Source organism: Vibrio qingdaonensis (assembly GCF_026191675.1).
GTDB classification, from domain to species: domain Bacteria; phylum Pseudomonadota; class Gammaproteobacteria; order Enterobacterales; family Vibrionaceae; genus Vibrio; species Vibrio qingdaonensis.
The window spans coordinates 237,259-254,886 of record NZ_JAKRRY010000003.1 but is presented as its reverse complement, the minus strand read 5'-3'; the positions used below and the strand labels follow the sequence as shown (position 1 = coordinate 254,886).

The 17,628-nt window shown below is 44.4% G+C and carries 13 protein-coding genes; 5 read left to right on the top strand and 8 right to left on the bottom strand.

Going from position 1 to position 17,628, the window contains the following annotated elements; genetic code table 11:
* Positions 1-319 precede the first annotated feature (319 nt).
* The 4 genes from nagA (at position 320) to asnB (ending at position 6,246) form a co-directional block, all read left to right on the top strand.
* Positions 320-1,456: an N-acetylglucosamine-6-phosphate deacetylase gene (gene nagA / locus MD535_RS04680; protein ID WP_265673769.1), complete on the top strand. Its 1,137-nt coding sequence runs from the start codon at positions 320-322 to the stop codon at positions 1,454-1,456.
* Between the two features lie 2 nt (positions 1,457-1,458).
* The gene (nagC, locus tag MD535_RS04675; RefSeq protein ID WP_265673768.1) at positions 1,459-2,673 is read left to right on the top strand and encodes a DNA-binding transcriptional regulator NagC; all 1,215 of its coding nucleotides are present in this window, start codon (positions 1,459-1,461) and stop codon (positions 2,671-2,673) included.
* Between the two features lie 103 nt (positions 2,674-2,776).
* The gene (locus MD535_RS04670; RefSeq protein WP_265673767.1) at positions 2,777-4,357 is read left to right on the top strand and encodes a cation:proton antiporter family protein; all 1,581 of its coding nucleotides are present in this window, start codon (positions 2,777-2,779) and stop codon (positions 4,355-4,357) included.
* A 224-nt stretch (positions 4,358-4,581) separates the two neighbouring features.
* Positions 4,582-6,246: an asparagine synthase B gene (asnB, locus tag MD535_RS04665; protein WP_265673766.1), complete on the top strand. Its 1,665-nt coding sequence runs from the start codon at positions 4,582-4,584 to the stop codon at positions 6,244-6,246.
* 82 nt (positions 6,247-6,328) lie between these two features.
* Here asnB and MD535_RS04660 read toward each other — a convergent pair whose 3' ends face one another.
* Positions 6,329-7,513, bottom strand: a complete 1,185-nt coding sequence (locus MD535_RS04660; RefSeq protein WP_265673765.1) for an NnrS family protein — start codon at positions 7,511-7,513, stop codon at positions 6,329-6,331.
* Positions 7,514-7,845: 332 nt separating this feature from the next.
* Between MD535_RS04660 and MD535_RS04655 the strand changes: the two genes are divergently transcribed.
* Positions 7,846-8,847, top strand: coding sequence for a substrate-binding domain-containing protein (locus MD535_RS04655; protein ID WP_265673764.1), 1,002 nt, complete (start codon positions 7,846-7,848; stop codon positions 8,845-8,847).
* 57 nt (positions 8,848-8,904) lie between these two features.
* Here MD535_RS04655 and galM read toward each other — a convergent pair whose 3' ends face one another.
* From galM to mglB, 7 genes are all read right to left on the bottom strand, one after another.
* Positions 8,905-9,981 (bottom strand): galactose-1-epimerase, encoded by a 1,077-nt coding sequence (gene galM, locus MD535_RS04650; RefSeq protein ID WP_390902890.1) that lies wholly within the window; start codon positions 9,979-9,981, stop codon positions 8,905-8,907.
* Positions 9,982-9,992: 11 nt separating this feature from the next.
* A complete protein-coding gene (galK, locus tag MD535_RS04645) occupies positions 9,993-11,144 on the bottom strand; it encodes a galactokinase (RefSeq protein WP_265673762.1) in 1,152 nt (383 codons plus the stop codon).
* 73 nt (positions 11,145-11,217) lie between these two features.
* Positions 11,218-12,270, bottom strand: a complete 1,053-nt coding sequence (locus MD535_RS04640; protein WP_265673761.1) for a UDP-glucose--hexose-1-phosphate uridylyltransferase — start codon at positions 12,268-12,270, stop codon at positions 11,218-11,220.
* Positions 12,271-12,323: 53 nt separating this feature from the next.
* Positions 12,324-13,343 carry a UDP-glucose 4-epimerase GalE gene (galE, locus tag MD535_RS04635; protein WP_265673760.1) on the bottom strand — a complete coding sequence of 340 codons (1,020 nt, stop codon included), beginning with the start codon at positions 13,341-13,343 and terminating at the stop codon, positions 12,324-12,326.
* 307 nt (positions 13,344-13,650) lie between these two features.
* Positions 13,651-14,658 carry a galactose/methyl galactoside ABC transporter permease MglC gene (gene mglC / locus MD535_RS04630; RefSeq protein WP_265673759.1) on the bottom strand — a complete coding sequence of 336 codons (1,008 nt, stop codon included), beginning with the start codon at positions 14,656-14,658 and terminating at the stop codon, positions 13,651-13,653.
* A gap of 10 nt (positions 14,659-14,668) precedes the next feature.
* Positions 14,669-16,177 carry a galactose/methyl galactoside ABC transporter ATP-binding protein MglA gene (gene mglA, locus MD535_RS04625; protein WP_265673758.1) on the bottom strand — a complete coding sequence of 503 codons (1,509 nt, stop codon included), beginning with the start codon at positions 16,175-16,177 and terminating at the stop codon, positions 14,669-14,671.
* Between the two features lie 137 nt (positions 16,178-16,314).
* On the bottom strand, positions 16,315-17,289 hold the full coding sequence (gene mglB / locus MD535_RS04620; RefSeq protein WP_265673757.1) for a galactose/glucose ABC transporter substrate-binding protein MglB: 975 nt from the start codon (positions 17,287-17,289) through the stop codon (positions 16,315-16,317).
* Positions 17,290-17,628 lie beyond the last annotated feature (339 nt).

Genomic DNA, 17,628 nt, shown 5'->3' with positions numbered 1-17,628 from the left:
AGCGAGATCATAAAACTTATTTTATCATACGAAAAAATGACGAGATCTCGTTAGGATTTCGCTGAAGAGAGTTGGCTCATACCTGGAAAATTTGCGACAAACATCAAAGTCGCCCGGTAGATTCGCACAGAAAAATAACAATAACTCTCATGTAATCATTTAGTTAAAATTAGTTATTTATTAATTTGCAGCTTGCTAAGTATTAAATATGACTCTTTGCTAAGTGACACAAACTAAGTGACTCTAACCGCAAGGTGGCGTCTTTGTTTGGCACTCGCAAAGAGGTAAACCGAATTAAAAACACAAGGATTCGCTAACGATGTATGCATTAACCAATTGTAAGGTCTTCACAGGTAGTGATGTTCTCAATAATCATGCTGTTGTTATCAACGGTGAACAAATTGAAGCCGTCTTACCCATTTCAGAACTGTCTGCGTCTATGGAGCGTATCGACCTTAATGGCGCAAATATCAGCCCAGGGTTTATCGACTTACAACTGAACGGTTGTGGCGGTGTTATGCTCAATGATGAAATTACCGCTGAAACAATCCATACGATGCATCGCGCTAACCTTAAATCCGGCTGTACCAGTTTCTTACCAACGCTTATCACTTCTTCTGATGAAGATATGCGTCAAGCATTGGAAGCGGCGCGTACTTACCAAGACCAGTACCAAAACCATTCCTTAGGACTTCATTTAGAAGGTCCATACCTAAACGTTGAGAAGAAAGGCATTCACAGCGTTGACTTTATTCGTCAATCCGATGACTCAATGATCGACTTAATTTGTGAAAATAACGACCTCGTCGCAAAAGTCACGCTTGCTCCGGAACAAAATGCACCAGAGCATATCGAAAAACTACGTAAGGCTGGCATTGTTGTTTCTATTGGCCATACCAATGCCACTTATGCAGAAGCTCGTAAAGGATTTGAGTCGGGCATTACCTTTGCGACTCATTTGTTCAACGCTATGACGCCGATGACCGGTCGTGAGCCCGGCGTTGTGGGTGCTATCTACGACACACCTGAAGTCTACGCTGGAATCATTGCAGATGGTTTCCACGTAGACTACGCAAACATTCGTATTGCGCATAAAGTAAAGGGTGAAAAGCTCGTATTAGTGACCGATGCCACAGCTCCAGCTGGTGCTGAGATGGATTACTTTATTTTTGTCGGTAAGAAAGTATATTACAAGGATGGTAAGTGCGTAGACGAAAATGGCACACTAGGTGGCAGCGCACTCACCATGATTGAAGCGGTTCAAAATACAGTTGAACACGCCGGTATTGCTTTGGATGAGACGCTACGAATGGCAACGCTCTACCCTGCTAAAGCGATGGGACTAGATAACAAACTTGGTCGCATCAAAAAAGGCATGGTCGCAAACTTAGCCATCTTCGATAGAGATTTCAACGTCCAAGGCACAGTTGTTAACGGACAATACGAGCACAATTAAGCATGAATGGCGGACAGATAGGTAACGTAGATTTAGTAAAACAACTTAATAGCGCAGCGGTTTACCGCTTAATAGACCGTCAAGGGCCTATCTCGCGCATTCAAGTTGCCGATGTGAGCCAACTGGCTCCAGCCAGCGTTACCAAAATTACCCGCCAGCTTTTAGAGCGCGGCCTCATTAAAGAGGTCGCCCAGCAAGCTTCAACTGGTGGACGACGAGCAATTTCACTGACCACCGAAGTGGCGCCCTTTCACTCTATCGCCGTTCGTCTTGGCCGTGATTACGTCCAACTTTCCCTGTATAACCTTGGTGGTAATGAACTCGCTTTTGTCCAAAAAGAATTACATTACGCCGATCAAACTGAACTGGCTAACGGCTTACTAACTAACCTGCACGCCTTTCTCAGTGACCATGAACATCGTATCGACCAATTAATAGCAATTGGTATTACTCTGCCGGGACTTGTTAACCCAACGACTGGTGTTGTTGAATACATGCCCAACACCGACATCGATAAACTCGAACTGGCTGATCTCATTCGTTCACAGTTTAATGTCGAATGCTTCGTCGGTAATGATGTGAGAGGCATGGCGTTAGCCGAGCATTATTTTGGCTCTAGCCGAGACTGTCAGGACTCGATTCTAGTCAGCGTACATAGAGGTACAGGTGCCGGGATCATCGTTAATGGACAAGTTTTCTTAGGGTTCAATCGAAATGTCGGTGAAATTGGTCATATCCAAATCGATCCACTTGGCGAACAGTGTCAATGTGGCAACTTTGGTTGCTTAGAAACTGTGGCTGCTAACCCTGCAATCGTTCAACGCGTCAAAAAACTCATCGACCAAGGGTATGAGTCAACGTTAGCGCAAAAAGAAGACATCACCATAGAAGATGTGTGTACGCACGCGCTTAATGGTGACGAACTATCCAAGCAAAGCTTAGTGCGCGTGGGCAACCAATTAGGTAAAGCCATCGCCATGACTGTGAATTTGTTCAATCCACAAAAAATCATTATTGCCGGCGATATTACTATGGCGAAAGACATTGTCTTCCCTGCGATCCAGCGTAATGTTGAGAATCAATCGCTCACCACTTTCCACACAGGCCTCCCTATCGTCGCGTCAGAAATAGACAAACAACCAACCATGGGCGCATTTGCCATGATCAAGCGTGCGATGCTTAATGGTGTTCTGTTACAAAAATTGTTAGAAGATTGAGACCTTGTATCGAACCTATCAAATAATAGTTTGATATACTTTGATAAAATGGATGACCACACTTCGGTGTGGTCTTTTTTATAGGCAGAAATTCGTCGTACTTATGGAACTAATACTTGTTACCGTCGCCTTCTTAGCAGGCTTTCTTGCATTAAAGTGTCAACTGCCGCCTATGGTAGGCTTTTTGCTCGCTGGATTTGCACTCCATAGCTTTGGCTTTCAAACTTCTGATACCATCATCACGTTGGCTGATCTTGGCGTCACGTTATTGCTCTTTACCATCGGTTTAAAGCTCGATGTAAAAACCCTACTCTCTAAAGAAATATGGGCCGGAGCCACCATACATAACCTTCTGTCGACCTTCTTATTTGCATTGTTGCTAGTCGGATTAAAAGTACTCGGCGTTTCAAGCTTGGCGACGCTTGAAATCGAGCAGTTGATACTTCTCGGCTTTGCTCTCTCTTTTTCAAGTACTGTTTTTGCTGTCAAAACTCTACAAGAAAAAGGGGAACTCAACGCCACCTATGGTACGCTCGCGATCGGTATTCTTGTCATGCAAGACGTGTTTGCCGTCATATTCTTGACCGCATCGACTGGAAAAATACCAGAATGGTACGCTCTCGCTTTGTTTGCGCTGCCACTGGCAAGACCTATCATGTTCAAACTACTCAATAAAGCAGGCCATGGCGAAATGCTCGTATTGAGTGGTATCTTTTTTGCGTTAGTGATGGGAGCAGGACTGTTCGAAATTGTTGGTATGAAACCGGATCTAGGCGCGCTGATTCTGGGTATGCTACTCGCAGCACACCCTAAAGCATCCGAGCTTTCAAAATCGTTATTTAACCTTAAAGAATTGTTCCTAGTCTGCTTCTTCCTCAATATTGGTCTCTCCGATCAACCCACCATTGAAGGCTTTATACTCGGCGTCCTGCTCTTGTTTTTACTGCCACTCAAAGGTGTACTGTATTTTGTCGTTATCAACGCATTCAAATTCCGCGTCCGTACCAGCTTATTAACCACACTCACACTCTTTAACTTTAGTGAGTTCGGTCTTATTGTTGGAGGACTCGCGTTCAAATTGGGCTGGATTTCTGGTGACATACTGGTCGCATTGGCCATTGCAGTCTCTTTGTCCTTCGTAATTTCAGCGCCACTCAATCGTATGGGGCACCTGCTCTATTTGCGTTCTGCGAAGTGGTTAAAAGAACAAGCGGCCGAAAAAATAAATCTACGTGACCAATTTATTAACCCAGGAGAAGCGCAGGTGTTGATCCTAGGAATGGGAAGAATTGGTACCGGAGCTTATGACGAACTGTATGATCGCTACGGCAAAGTAAGTTTAGGCGTTGAAGTCCGTGAAGACGCTGCACTACAACACCAAAAACAGGGACGTAATGTCATTGCTGGTGATGCTACCGACCCGGACTTTTGGGAACGAATTCTCGATACCGCGCAGGTTAAGCTAGTCTTATTGGCCATGCCTCACCATTTGGGTAACCAAACTGCGCTATCACTTTTACAGCAAACAAACTTTAATGGTCAGGTCGCTGCGATCGCCGCCTATCCTGATCAACTAGAAGAATTAAAAGCGAAGGGAGTTAACGCTGCGTTTAACATTTACAGCGAAGCGGGCAGCGGTTTTGCTCGTCACGTCTGTGAACAACTCAACCCTTCATTGAAATAACCGATAGCATTCTCTTAAACAGACCTTTCTGTTTAAGAGAATGCCCAAAAAACGGTCACACCTCACACGCCACATAGATAATATTCACCTAATTACAATAATTATTAAATTTCATTCAACAATGGGTGCTGTTTATTATCTTTTTCGTTCGCTGCGGTTGCTTTTTTTTGAGCAGATGGCAAATTGGATTCAAGAGATTTAGATTTAATTAAAAAGGAATTGCTATGTGCTCAATATTTGGCATTTTAGACATCAAGACTGATGCAGCCGCCCTACGCCCAGTGGCGTTAGAAATGTCTAAAAAGCTTCGCCACCGAGGCCCTGATTGGTCCGGCATTTATTCATCGGATAAAGCCATCCTTGCCCATGAGCGTCTAGCGATTGTTGGTCTAAATAGTGGTGCTCAACCACTTTACAGCCAAGATAAAAAACACATCCTTGCCGTTAACGGTGAAATCTATAACCACAAAGAAATTCGTGCACGTTATGAAGACAAGTACGATTTTCAAACGGATTCTGATTGCGAAGTTATTCTCGCTCTTTATCAAGAATTCGGCGCCGATCTACTTGAAGAACTCAACGGTATTTTCGCATTTGTTCTTTATGATGAAGAAAAAGACCAGTACCTCGTGGGACGTGACCACATCGGTATTATCCCTCTGTATCAAGGGTATGATGAACATGGTAACTACTATGTGGCATCGGAAATGAAAGCCCTGGTTCCAGTTTGTAAAACCATCAGTGAGTTCCCTCCTGGTAGCTTTTATCGCTCAGAGGATGCAGAGCCTCAGCGTTATTACTTGCGAGACTGGAATGAGTACGCTGCCGTACAAGGCAACTCCACCAGCAAAGCTGACCTAACCGAAGCATTAGAAGCGGCGGTTAAGCGCCAACTGATGACCGATGTCCCATACGGTGTACTACTCTCTGGTGGCCTTGATTCATCGATCACTTCAGCGGTTGCTAAACGTTTTGCTGCTATGCGAATTGAAGATGATGGCCAATCAGAAGCATGGTGGCCACAATTGCACTCGTTTGCAGTAGGCTTAGAAGGCGCTCCTGACCTTATCGCGGCTCGTGAAGTGGCAGACCAAATTGGTACCGTTCACCACGAGATGACTTACACGATCCAAGAAGGCTTAGACGCGATTCGTGACGTTATTTATCACATTGAAACCTATGACGTGACGACAATTCGCGCCTCTACACCAATGTACCTACTGGCTCGTAAGATCAAAGCAATGGGCATAAAAATGGTGCTTTCTGGCGAAGGGGCTGACGAAATTTTCGGAGGTTACCTTTACTTCCACAAAGCGCCTAACGCTAAAGAGTTCCACGAAGAGACAGTACGTAAGTTGCTGGCACTCAATATGTTTGACTGTGCTCGTGCAAATAAATCTCTTGCCGCATGGGGCGTGGAAGGCCGCGTACCTTTCTTAGACAAAGAGTTTATTGATGTCGCGATGCGCTTAAACCCTGAAGATAAGATGTGTGGCAACGGTAAAATGGAGAAGCACATTCTACGTGAATGTTTCGAGCATTATCTGCCGGAATCCATTGCATGGCGTCAAAAAGAACAATTCTCTGACGGCGTGGGTTACGACTGGATTGATACTCTGAAAGCCGTAGCGGAAGAAAAAGTCACCGATACACAAATGGAAACGGCAGCCTTTAGATTCCCATATAACACGCCAACGACTAAAGAAGGTTACGCGTACCGTGAAATCTTTGAAGAGCTATTCCCTCTAGAATCTGCGGCACACTGTGTTCCTGGTGGTCCATCGGTCGCGTGTTCTTCAGCGAAAGCGATTGAATGGGATGAGTCATTCCAAAACTGTGTCGACCCATCAGGCCGTGCAGTTCAAGCCGTCCACAATGATGCTTACTAAGCGTTAAACGAACCGCTTCGCGATTCTCATAATAAAAAACCAGCCTTTAGGCTGGTTTTTTATTGCGCCGTAGCACATCGCATTAGCCGGGGTGACCATCCACACGCGGTGTCACGAGCATCTTGCCAAAATGGTAGACATACATTGAAAACGCATACGCCCACAACCCGGCACTAACGTCAATCATGGTAAACATATGCTGTGGCCATAACGCTACACCAACACTGCGCAACAACGCCGCCACGGTGATGGCGAGAAAAGGAAGCGTCATATTAGGCCCTTGATAAATCGCCCGTCCTGTATGGCCCATCGTCACTCGGCTGATCATAGCCAGAATTAAACCACCAAGCGCACCCACAGCAAACAAATGTAACATCGCATGCGCCGCAAAGGCATCGGTCAGAAGGCCGCGATAAAGTAAACTTAATGGAATACACAGATACGCTAGCATTAGCGACCACACTAACGGCTCAGATAGCGTTAGCCAAGGCTTCCAACGTAACCACTTCACCAATTGAAAAACGCCTGCAATCAGCATCAACGGCTGACTTAAAGCAGCGAAAGACAACGGGAAAAAGCTTAAGATAAACAATCCCATTAATGGCAATGTCGCTCCCCACTCAATCCAAACTTTGGGTTGGGGTTTGTCGTATTGAAAACGCTTCGCGGCAAAAAATGGAATCACGCGTCCACCCATAATGGAGAGTAGAATCGTAAACCACCACAACATGGCTTGCCACACGGCGCTGCTACTAAAAGGAGGCATCCCTTTAATCGTGGCGTAACTGGCAAAATTGGCGAAAATCGCAAGCAAAAATAGCGGGACAAAAAACAAGTTTTTCCAACCTTTGGATGCATAAACCCGCGTGCCAATTTCATAAGCGGCCAACAAAATAAACCCTGTTTCAATCACAGATATTAGCCAAAGTGGGGCCGGAGTCCAAAACAGTACTCGCGGAGCAAGCCACAACACCACCAGCATAAGCAAGCGATGATGTTTCGTCCCATTTACCCCCGTCCAAGTTTGAACAGCCGTCAAAACAAAACCCACGACAATCGCCATTGAAAAACCAAAAATCATTTCATGAGCATGCCACCAGAGCGCAGGGACATGCAGCGCATCAGGTTGACCCTTTTGGAACATGATAACCCAAGCCACCACGGCGAAGATGGCGTATACGCTGCCCATCAGAAAAAACGGCCGAAACCCAAGACGCAACCATGCTGGGATTTTTTCTTCCACTTTTTTGTCTGTAATATTTATCATCGTACTTCACTTAATCATCAATCTAATGACTATAATGCACATTTCATTCCAACATTATTACTTCTTATATAACAGTGCATTAAAAAAACATTAGCCACAAAACGTGTCATTTAAACACTACAACAAGGAGGTCAAATAAACCCATATAAATCCATTGGACACGAAACAATGGGTAATAAGAAGTATCCGACATTTGTAAAACGTTTACACCTCTGCCTAATTCCCGCTGCTGTTAGTGTCGTGCATCACAAACCCTTTATTTTTGTGAAACATTGTTTGCGATATTTACACAACAAGCGTCTAATTAGTTTATAGATTATAAGAGGTTTCAGATGGCAACGATAAAAGATGTCGCAAAAGAAGCAGGTGTCTCCGTAGCAACCGTTTCTCGCGTGATCAACAAATCACCCAAAGCAAGCGCCGCTTCCATCGCATCTGTGACAACAGCGATGAAAAAACTCGGTTATCGACCGAATGCCAATGCACGAGCATTGGTCAGTCAAAGCACGAATACTGTCGGTGTCCTCGTGAGTGATGTATCCGATCCTTTTTTCGGTACCTTAGTGAAAGCTGTCGATAAAGTCGCGCATCAACACGGTAAGCATATTCTGGTTGGCAATGGTTATCACGATGCTGAAGAAGAGCGAAAAGCCATTGAATTATTAATTAATAGCCGTTGCGATGCACTCGTTATTCACTCTAAATCCCTCTCTGATGAAGAATTAATCCAATACGCTGAAGAAGTCAAAGGGCTCGTTTATATCAATCGTGATATCCCACAACTACCGGGACGCTGTATCTCTTTGGATAACTATAAAGGGGCTTACATCGCCACGGAGCACCTGATTCGTAATGGACACACCAATATCGCCTGTGTCGCATCATCACATAACATTGAAGATGTTGACCAACGCCTTGAAGGCTACCGTGACGCACTTAAAGCGAATAACATTACCTTGTCGGCAAGCTATATCGAATATGGTTCGCCAGACAGCGATGGCGGCGAGAAAGCCATGACCAACTTGCTGACCAAGTCATTACCGATCACGGCTGTCGTTGCCTACAATGATAATATGGCTGCTGGCTCTCTTTCTGTACTCGAAGAGAATCAATACGCCTTGCCAAATCAAATGTCCATCATAGGCTTCGATGATGGACTCATTGCTAGGTACCTGCATCCAAAGCTAACCACTATTCGCTACCCAATACAAATGATGGCAGAAAAAGCGGCGCAAATTGCGTTAGCCCTATCCAAAAATAAACCTGTAGAAACGGAACCTATGGTCTACTCTCCAACCTTGGTTCAACGCTCTTCTGTCGCTCGAAAAGCTTAATACTGTTGCTCATTACACAGACAATAAAAAACCACGATAAATCGTGGTTTTTTATTGTCACGCCAGCGATGAAAAGTTAAACCGATAAACCGTATGATGCTGATACACCTCATCGAGCTCAAGCATGCCATTACGGCCTTGCCATTCTGGATGGTTTGGCCCGTCGGGGAAATATTGTGTCTCCAATGCAATGCCATGAAGATTCGCATAAGCTTGGCTCACTCCAGGCGCATCATTGAGAAAATTACCTGAGTACACCTGCATCGCCGGTTTAGTCGTTAGCACTTCCATCGTCACATCTCGCTCTGGCGACACTAACGTAGCCACTACCGCTTGCCCATTGATTAACTCAGTGTCGAACACAAAAGAGTGATCGTATCCACCAGCAATCTGTTGATCTGTATCCGTTAGGAAATCACGACCGACTTGTTTTTGTTCTCTAAAGTCAAAACTTGTCGCATCCACTGGTTTGACTTCACCCAGTGGGATCAGATCGTTTCTGGTCGGCAAATATGAATCAGCATAGATTTGCAAGTGATGACCGGTGCTCTTCGCAGAACTCGACTCACCCGCTAAATTAAAATAAGCATGGTTAGTCAAGTTCATCGGCGATGTTTGATCGCAAGACGCTTGGTAGCGAATGGTTAACGCATTATCATCACTAAGATGGTACTCAACTTGAATCCGTGCATTACCCGGAAAACCTTGATCACCGTCTTCTGATAACAAAGAAAAAACAAGAGTTGATTCAGTGTGTGAGTCAATACACCAACGACGTTTATCAAAACCCTCTGCACCCCCATGCAAAGCGTTTTCGCCATTATTACAAGTGACTTGATACCACTTGCCACCTATCTCGAATTGCCCTTTATCAATTCGATTGGCGTATCTCCCCACCACTGAACCAAAATACGCCCCTTGTTTCGTGTGCTCCGTCATATTGGGTGAACGTAATAGCACCTCCCGCGGTCCCTCTGCCAAAGGTAGCAAGCAACTCAACCACGTAGCGCCAACATCCATAAATGACGCGGTCATTCCCGATGCGTTTCTTAAATGAAGTACCTTTGCAGGTACCCCATCACGCGCTGCGGATTGAGTCATTGAGTGTTCTATTGTGCTTAATCGCTCACTCATATTTGTCATTGCTATACCGCTCCTGCGCCATCTTTCGCTTGGCATACATAAATAGATTCTTTCAATCCTGTTGCCGCTTCATACTGCTCTGCAATCGCCGCTGTCACTTCGCCCACCAATGACGGGGGGATTAACGATACAATACAACCACCAAAGCCACCGCCTGTCATACGTACACCACCTTGATCACCAATGACGGCCTTTACGATATCCACGATGGTATCAACCTCTTTCACTGTGATTTCAAAATCATCACGCATCGAAATGTGTGATTCTGCCATTAGCTCACTCATGCGCTTCATATCGCCAGCACTGAGTGCTTTTGCTGCTTCAACCGTGCGATCGTTTTCAGTGATGACGTGACGCGCGCGTTTAGCGACCATTTCATCCAACTCAGCAGCACGCTCATTGAACTGCCCTATCGAGACATCACGCAACGCTTTTACACCAAAAATGCGTGCGGCTTCTTCACATTGCTCGCGACGAGTGTTGTACTCACTGTCCACTAAGCCACGCTTTTTGTTGGAGTTAATAATCACGACCGCCATATCTTCAGGCATAGATACCGCTTGCGTTTCAAGACTGCGGCAGTCAATCAACAGAGCGTGATTCTCTTTACCTTCAGCAGAAATAAGCTGATCCATAATGCCGCAATTACAACCCACAAAGTCGTTCTCCGCTTGCTGGCCGTTAAGCGCGACTTCAGCTTGCGTGATTTCTAGGTTATAAAGCGTTTTAAATGTCTGACCGATCACCACTTCTAGTGCAGCAGAAGAGCTCAGTCCCGCACCTTGCGGTACATTGCCAGACACCGATATATCCGCGCCACCAAGTTGATAGCCGCGAGCCATCAAGCACTTCACCACACCGCGAATGTAGTTCGCCCACATTTTATCTTGTTGAAAAGTGATCTCTTGGGTGAGATCAAACTCATCGGTCGCGTCTTGGTAATCAACAGAGACAACGCGAATGAGATTATCGTCACGCTTTGCCGCAGCAACCACGGTTTGATAGTTAATGGCACACGGTAAGACAAAACCATCGTTGTAGTCAGTATGCTCACCAATTAGATTTACACGTCCAGGAGCTTGAATGAAGTGAGTAGGCTTGTAGCCCAGTATATTCTCAAAAGAGTTTGCTACGCTTTGAATTAGATCTTTCATTTTAGATTCTCTCAATACCTGATGCCTTAGTGCTGACGGCGTTTTGCCCACTTCATAACATCAAATTTTTAAATTATTGTTGTTTGTAATGAACATCACTCAATGCTCTTAGACGCTCTGCTGCTTGCTCGGCGGTTAAATCACGTTGTGATTCGGCCAACATTTCATAACCCACCATAAACTTGCGGATCGTCGCTGAGCGCAATAAGGGGGGGTAGAAAAGCGCATGCAACTGCCAATGTTCGGTGCTTTCACCTTCATTAAAAAATGGGGCGTAGTGCCACCCCATTGAGTAGGGGAAAGAGCACTCAAATAAGTTGTCGTAGCGTGACGTCAGCATTTTAATGGCAACCGCTAAATCGTCTTTTTGCGCTTCACTGAGTTCGCTCATGCGGCGAATATGCGTCTTAGGAAGCAGCATGGTTTCGAATGGCCACGCCGCCCAGTAAGGGACAATCGCGAGCCAATGTTCCGTTTCTACGACCGTGCGCGCGCCATCTTTCATTTCTGCGGTGACATAGTCCACCAGCAAGTTTGAACCTTGCTGTTGATAATATTCACGCATTAAGCGATCTTTTCGCTCGATTTCATTAGGCAAAAAACTGTTTGCCCAAATTTGGCCATGAGGGTGCGGCTGTGAGCAGCCCATTGCTTCACCTTTGTTTTCAAAAGCTTGAACCCAAAGATACTCTTTACCCAATTCTTCAATTTGCCCATTCCATGTATCAACAACGCAGCGCAGTTCTTGGGGGGTGAGCTCCGGCAATGTTTTACTGTGGTCTGGCGAGAAGCAGATGACGCGGCTAAGGCCACGTACACCTTGAGTTTTAAACAATGGATTCTCTGATTCAGGAGCATCAGGGGAATCTGGCATCAAAGCCGCGAAGTCGTTACCAAATACATAAGTACCTTGGTAGTCTGGGTTCACATCTCCAGAGATGCGATCATTGGTCGGACACAGAAAACACTTCTCGTCGTAAGTTGGCAGTTGTACATGAGAGACCTCCTCACTTTGGCCGCTCCAAGGACGCTTTGCGCGATGTGGTGACACAAGGATCCACTGTCCTGTTAACGGGTTATAACGGCGATGAGGATGATCGACTGGATTAAATTCAATACTCGACATATTACTTACTCAATGGTTAAATTCTAAAAGTCTCTTGAGATAACGAGGCAGCCTTATTCGCTGTCGTAACCGTTGGGGTTACTGGACTGCCAATGCCACGAGTCCGTGGTCATATCTTGTAATGTCCGTGTCGCTTTCCAGTTTAAATCCGCCTCTGCTTTTGCAGTGCTTGCCCAGCACTCTGCAATATCACCTGGACGACGAGGGTGCAGATCGTAAGGAATTGGCTTACCGCTAGCGGTTGCAAATGCATCCACCATTTCTAGAACACTGCTGCCTTTACCGGTACCTAAATTGTAAATATGTAAGCCAGCCTTCAGGCCAACCGCTTTAAGCGCTGCAATATGGCCATCTGCCAAGTCCATCACATGAATATAATCGCGAACGCCTGTGCCATCTGGTGTTGGGTAGTCATTACCAAAAACGGACAGTTTCTCACGACGCCCAACTGCAACTTGAGCAATAAAAGGCATTAGATTATTAGGGATACCCTTTGGGTCTTCACCCATCGTGCCCGACGGATGCGCACCAACAGGATTGAAATAACGTAGTAAGGTGATGCTCCATTCGTCGTCAGAGGTGAACACATCACTCAGGCAGCGCTCCACCATAAACTTACTGGTACCGTATGGGTTGGTCGTATTTCCAACAGGAGAAGTTTCAGTGATGGGCACCACGTCAGGGTCACCATACACCGTGGCAGAAGAACTGAAGATAATGCTCTTAACGCCTGCTTTTCTCATTGCACGAGCAAGAACCAATGTGCCGTTCACATTGTTATCGTAGTACTCAATAGGTTTAGCAACAGATTCACCTACCGCTTTTAACCCAGCAAAGTGAATCACCGACTGAATCTCATGTGCTTCAAAAATGCGATCGAGCAACGCTTCATCGCGAATATCACCTTGATAAAACGTTGGTGCTTGACCAGTAAGCGCTTCAATACGTGCTAACACGGCTTGATTGGCATTGCACAAGTTATCGATGATGATAGGTTCAATACCACTTTCCAACATCTGAACGCAGGTATGGCTGCCGATGTAGCCCATTCCACCCGTCACTAGTACTTTCACATTACACTCCTACGTTTCACTCTAATTGCGAGCGAATTATTCCGAGAATACGCGCTCATTCTTCAAACTAAGGAAATTGTAGCAACAGTCAGCAAGATCATACTGTGATCGAACGCAAAAAGTGTAAACGTTTACACAGATAACAATGAAAAAGTCCGAAAAGATCATTCAATCGCAAATAAAGTGATTTAAAAACAGCATCATAAGAATTACACATAATGTTAAACGATTACATAATCCTGTATCCTTCATCATGATAATAATGAAGGGGGCATAAAAAAGGGCACTCAATGGAGTGCCCTTGCGACTATTTTTTATTGGCGTATTTCATTGAATCGAGCGCGACAGCAAAGATAATGATCGACCCCTTGATAATGTACTGCCAGTACGGGCTGACGCCGATGTAGGTCATACCATAGTTGATCACAGTAAAGATCAATACGCCGGTAACCACACCCGCAATACTACCGACACCACCAGCAAATGACACACCACCTACCACACAAGCAGCAATGGCATCGAGTTCATATAGGAAACCTAGGTTGTTGGTCGCACTACCAATTCGTCCAGCCTCAAGCATACCGGCAAAGCCATAAAACACCCCTGATAATGCATAGACTTTCAACAAGGTTACGGGAACATTTACACCAGAAACTTTTGCCGCTTCTGGGTTACCACCAACCGCGAAGATATTTTTGCCAAACACCGTTTTATTCCAAAGTACCCACATGAATACAATAGCTATAATGGCATAGAAGGTAATATAGGAGAGCCTAAAGTCTCCCATGCGAATAAACCCTTGCGTAAACTCAGAAAAGCGCTCATCAAAACCCGCGATTGGCGAAGCCCCAACGGAGTCATAGTACAAAGAGTTCACACCATATACGATGATCATCGTGCCTAATGTGGCGATAAATGGCGTCACTTTTAAGTAAGCGACAATAATACCGTTCACAAGACCAATGATGGCACCAAGCGCACAAACGACGATAATAACGGCGAAAATCGGTATATCACCTAAATCCGGGAATACTTTATTCACATTGTCTACCGACTGTAGCAATGTTGCAGAAACAACCGCAGCCAAACCAACCTGACGACCTGCAGACAAGTCGGTACCTTGGGTAACAATCAAACCAGCCACACCCAAAGCAATAATGACACGTACAGAAGATTGAGTCAGGATGTTACTAAAGTTTCTTAAGCTTAAAAAAGACGGTTCTTGAATAACAATAATTGCCAATAATATAAAGAGAACCGCATAGATAGCACCTTCTTTTAAGTGCTTCATTGCAAATGATTTAACAGCGTCCATAATAATTTCCCTAGAGGTAACGAGAGGCCAGCTCTAATATTTCACTTTGTGTGGTTTCCTTGGTATCAACGACACCAGCCGCTCGACCATTACTCATGACAAGAATGCGGTCAGTAATACCTAACAACTCTGGCATTTCCGAAGAAATGATAATAATGCCTTTGTTTTTCTTAGCGAGTTCAAGTATCAATTGATAGATTTCAAACTTCGCACCAACATCAATACCTCGTGTTGGCTCATCTAGCATTAATATTTCTGGTTGAGTTAACAGCCAACGTCCAATGATCACTTTCTGTTGATTACCGCCAGACAAAGAACCAATCGAGGTTTCATGAGACGGTGTTTTCACACTCATCGAGTCAATTACCCACTGAGTATCACTTTTCATTTTCTTGTTACTTAACAAGCCCGACTTGGTTTTATAACTGTCGACATTGGCAACCAATGAGTTGAACGTGATATCCAAATTGCCATATATCCCGGTAGAACGACGCTCTTCCGTGACTAATGCAAAACCATTACTGATGGCTTCGTGTGCATCACGGTTCGTCATCTCTTTGCCATGAAGCAAGATCTGCCCTTCGCTTCGCTCGCGAACGCCAAATATGGTTTCAACTATATCGGTTCGACGTGACCCTACTAGACCTGCAACACCGAGGATCTCACCAGCTTTTAAATCAAATGAAATATCTTGAATCGAAGGTTGATTAAGTGCTGTTAGCCCCTTCACTTCTAAAACCGTTTCTTTGGGGACATTACTTTTTTCTGGGAAACGCTGCGTCAATTCTCGCCCTACCATCATTGCGATGATAGCGTCCATATCCAACCCCTCCAGTGGTCGAGTGGTTACCCACTGACCGTCGCGAAGAATGGTTATTTCATCACAAATCGCAAAAATTTCTTCCATTTTATGCGAGATATACACCACACCACAGCCCTTGGCTTTGAGCTTTTTGATAATGGTAAATAGATGGTTGACTTCTTTTTCTGTCAGTGACGACGTCGGCTCATCCATGATGACGATTTTTGCATCATAGGAAAATGCCTTAGCTATTTCTAGCATTTGCATTTGAGAAACTGAGGGTGTTTTCACTTTGACTTTAGGATCAATATTAATATCGAGTTCTTCAAAAATTTCTTTGGTATCTCGATACATTTTATCGTGGTCAACAAATAACCCTTTTTTAGGGTATCTCCCTAACCATATATTATCCATTACGGTACATTGAAGTACCTGATTCAGCTCTTGGTGAACCATTGAAACACCGGATTCCAATGCTTCTTTAGAGGATTGAAAGTTAATATTATTCCCAAGAAAGACTATATTACCTTCATTTTTTTCATAAATTCCGAATAGGCATTTTAATAATGTCGACTTACCCGCTCCATTCTCTCCCATGAGTGCATGAATGGAATTTGGTCGCACTTTTAAATTAACTTTATCTAATGCCTTAACCCCTGGAAACTCTTTACTAATTCCTGTCATTTCTAACAAAAATTCATGTTCTTGATTAACCATGGCATCACTTTCTTATTATTACAATTAACCACAAGGCGTAACGTACCCTGAACGAGTAATATATACTCGTTCATACTACCTAATATATTCAATATTAATAATTAGGGAGAACACCGTTCTCCCTAATTTGGTCATTACTACTCTAACGTTGACTTATCAACACCAACGTAAGGAACGCGTACTACTTTGTTCGTCATTTCCCACTGAGTACCTTCTGTCGCTGCTTTTCCGTTTGCAAGGTTACGAGCAAGTTCAAACGTCGCCTTTGCTTGCGAGTCAGCATCGTTAAGTACTGTTCCTGCCATTGCTCCTGATTTTACTAGTGCAAGTGCTTCACTCAAGGCATCAACACCGAAGACAGGAACCGCAACACCAGCACCTTTCAGAGCTTCAACTGCGCCCATTGCCATGCCGTCATTGTTAGCAATGACCACTTCGATTTTGCTGCCATTAGGACCAGATAACCATGCATCCATCTTATCTTTTGCCATCGCGGTATCCCACATGCCAGTATCCATGTGCAGTTCATCGGTTTTGATGCCGTTATCGTTGATGGTTTTCACTGAGTAAGACGTACGAGCTTCTGCATCTGGGTGACCAGGTTCACCTTTTAGCATCACGTATTGGATGACACCGTCGCCATTCTTATCCCAAGCAGAGTTTGCTTTCCATTGCTGAGCAATCAAGTCGCCTTGGATAATACCAGACTCTTTAGAGTCTGTGCCTACGTAATACGCTTTGTCATAGCTATCAAGTGCTTTACGGCTTGGTTCTTTGTTATAGAAAACAATTGGCACATCATCCATTTTTGCTTTCTTAATAATGCTTGGTGCAGCGGCAGGGTCCACAAGGTTAATTGCTAACGCTTTTACACCACGAGCAAGCATGACATCTACTTGGTCATTCTGCATTGATTGACTGTTTTGAGAGTCATTCATCAATACGCGAGTATCGCTGTCTTTGTCTGCTTCTTTTACGATCGCTTGACGAACAACCGACATAAAGTTGTCGTCATATTTATAGATCGTAAAACCAACCGTGGTGCTTGCAACCGCTTGAGTTCCAAAGCCCATACCAGCACAAAGTGCAGCCAAGAGTGTTAACTTTCTCATTGAACAAGTCCTATTTGTAAATATTATAATTGAGTTTTGTAGGGGGTAAAACGTTCGGGTTCAGCTTACAACCTGCTCAACATGAAAACGTTTAACCTGAAGTATAGTGACAAAATGAACAATTAATGTGAGGAAGTTAAAAAAAATCACAACCGTAACAAAAGTTGTCAAAACCAAGCCAAATTGTTTGAATTAGTTAACAAACAAAGGAAAAACAACGTCTCTCAATGTTTCACAGTGTAACATCGAGACAAAGATCTCCTTTTTTGGCGATTTTATATGATTTTATTTACCTCGTTTTTAGGCCTCAAAGTGGTAACGATTACATTTTAGCGCATT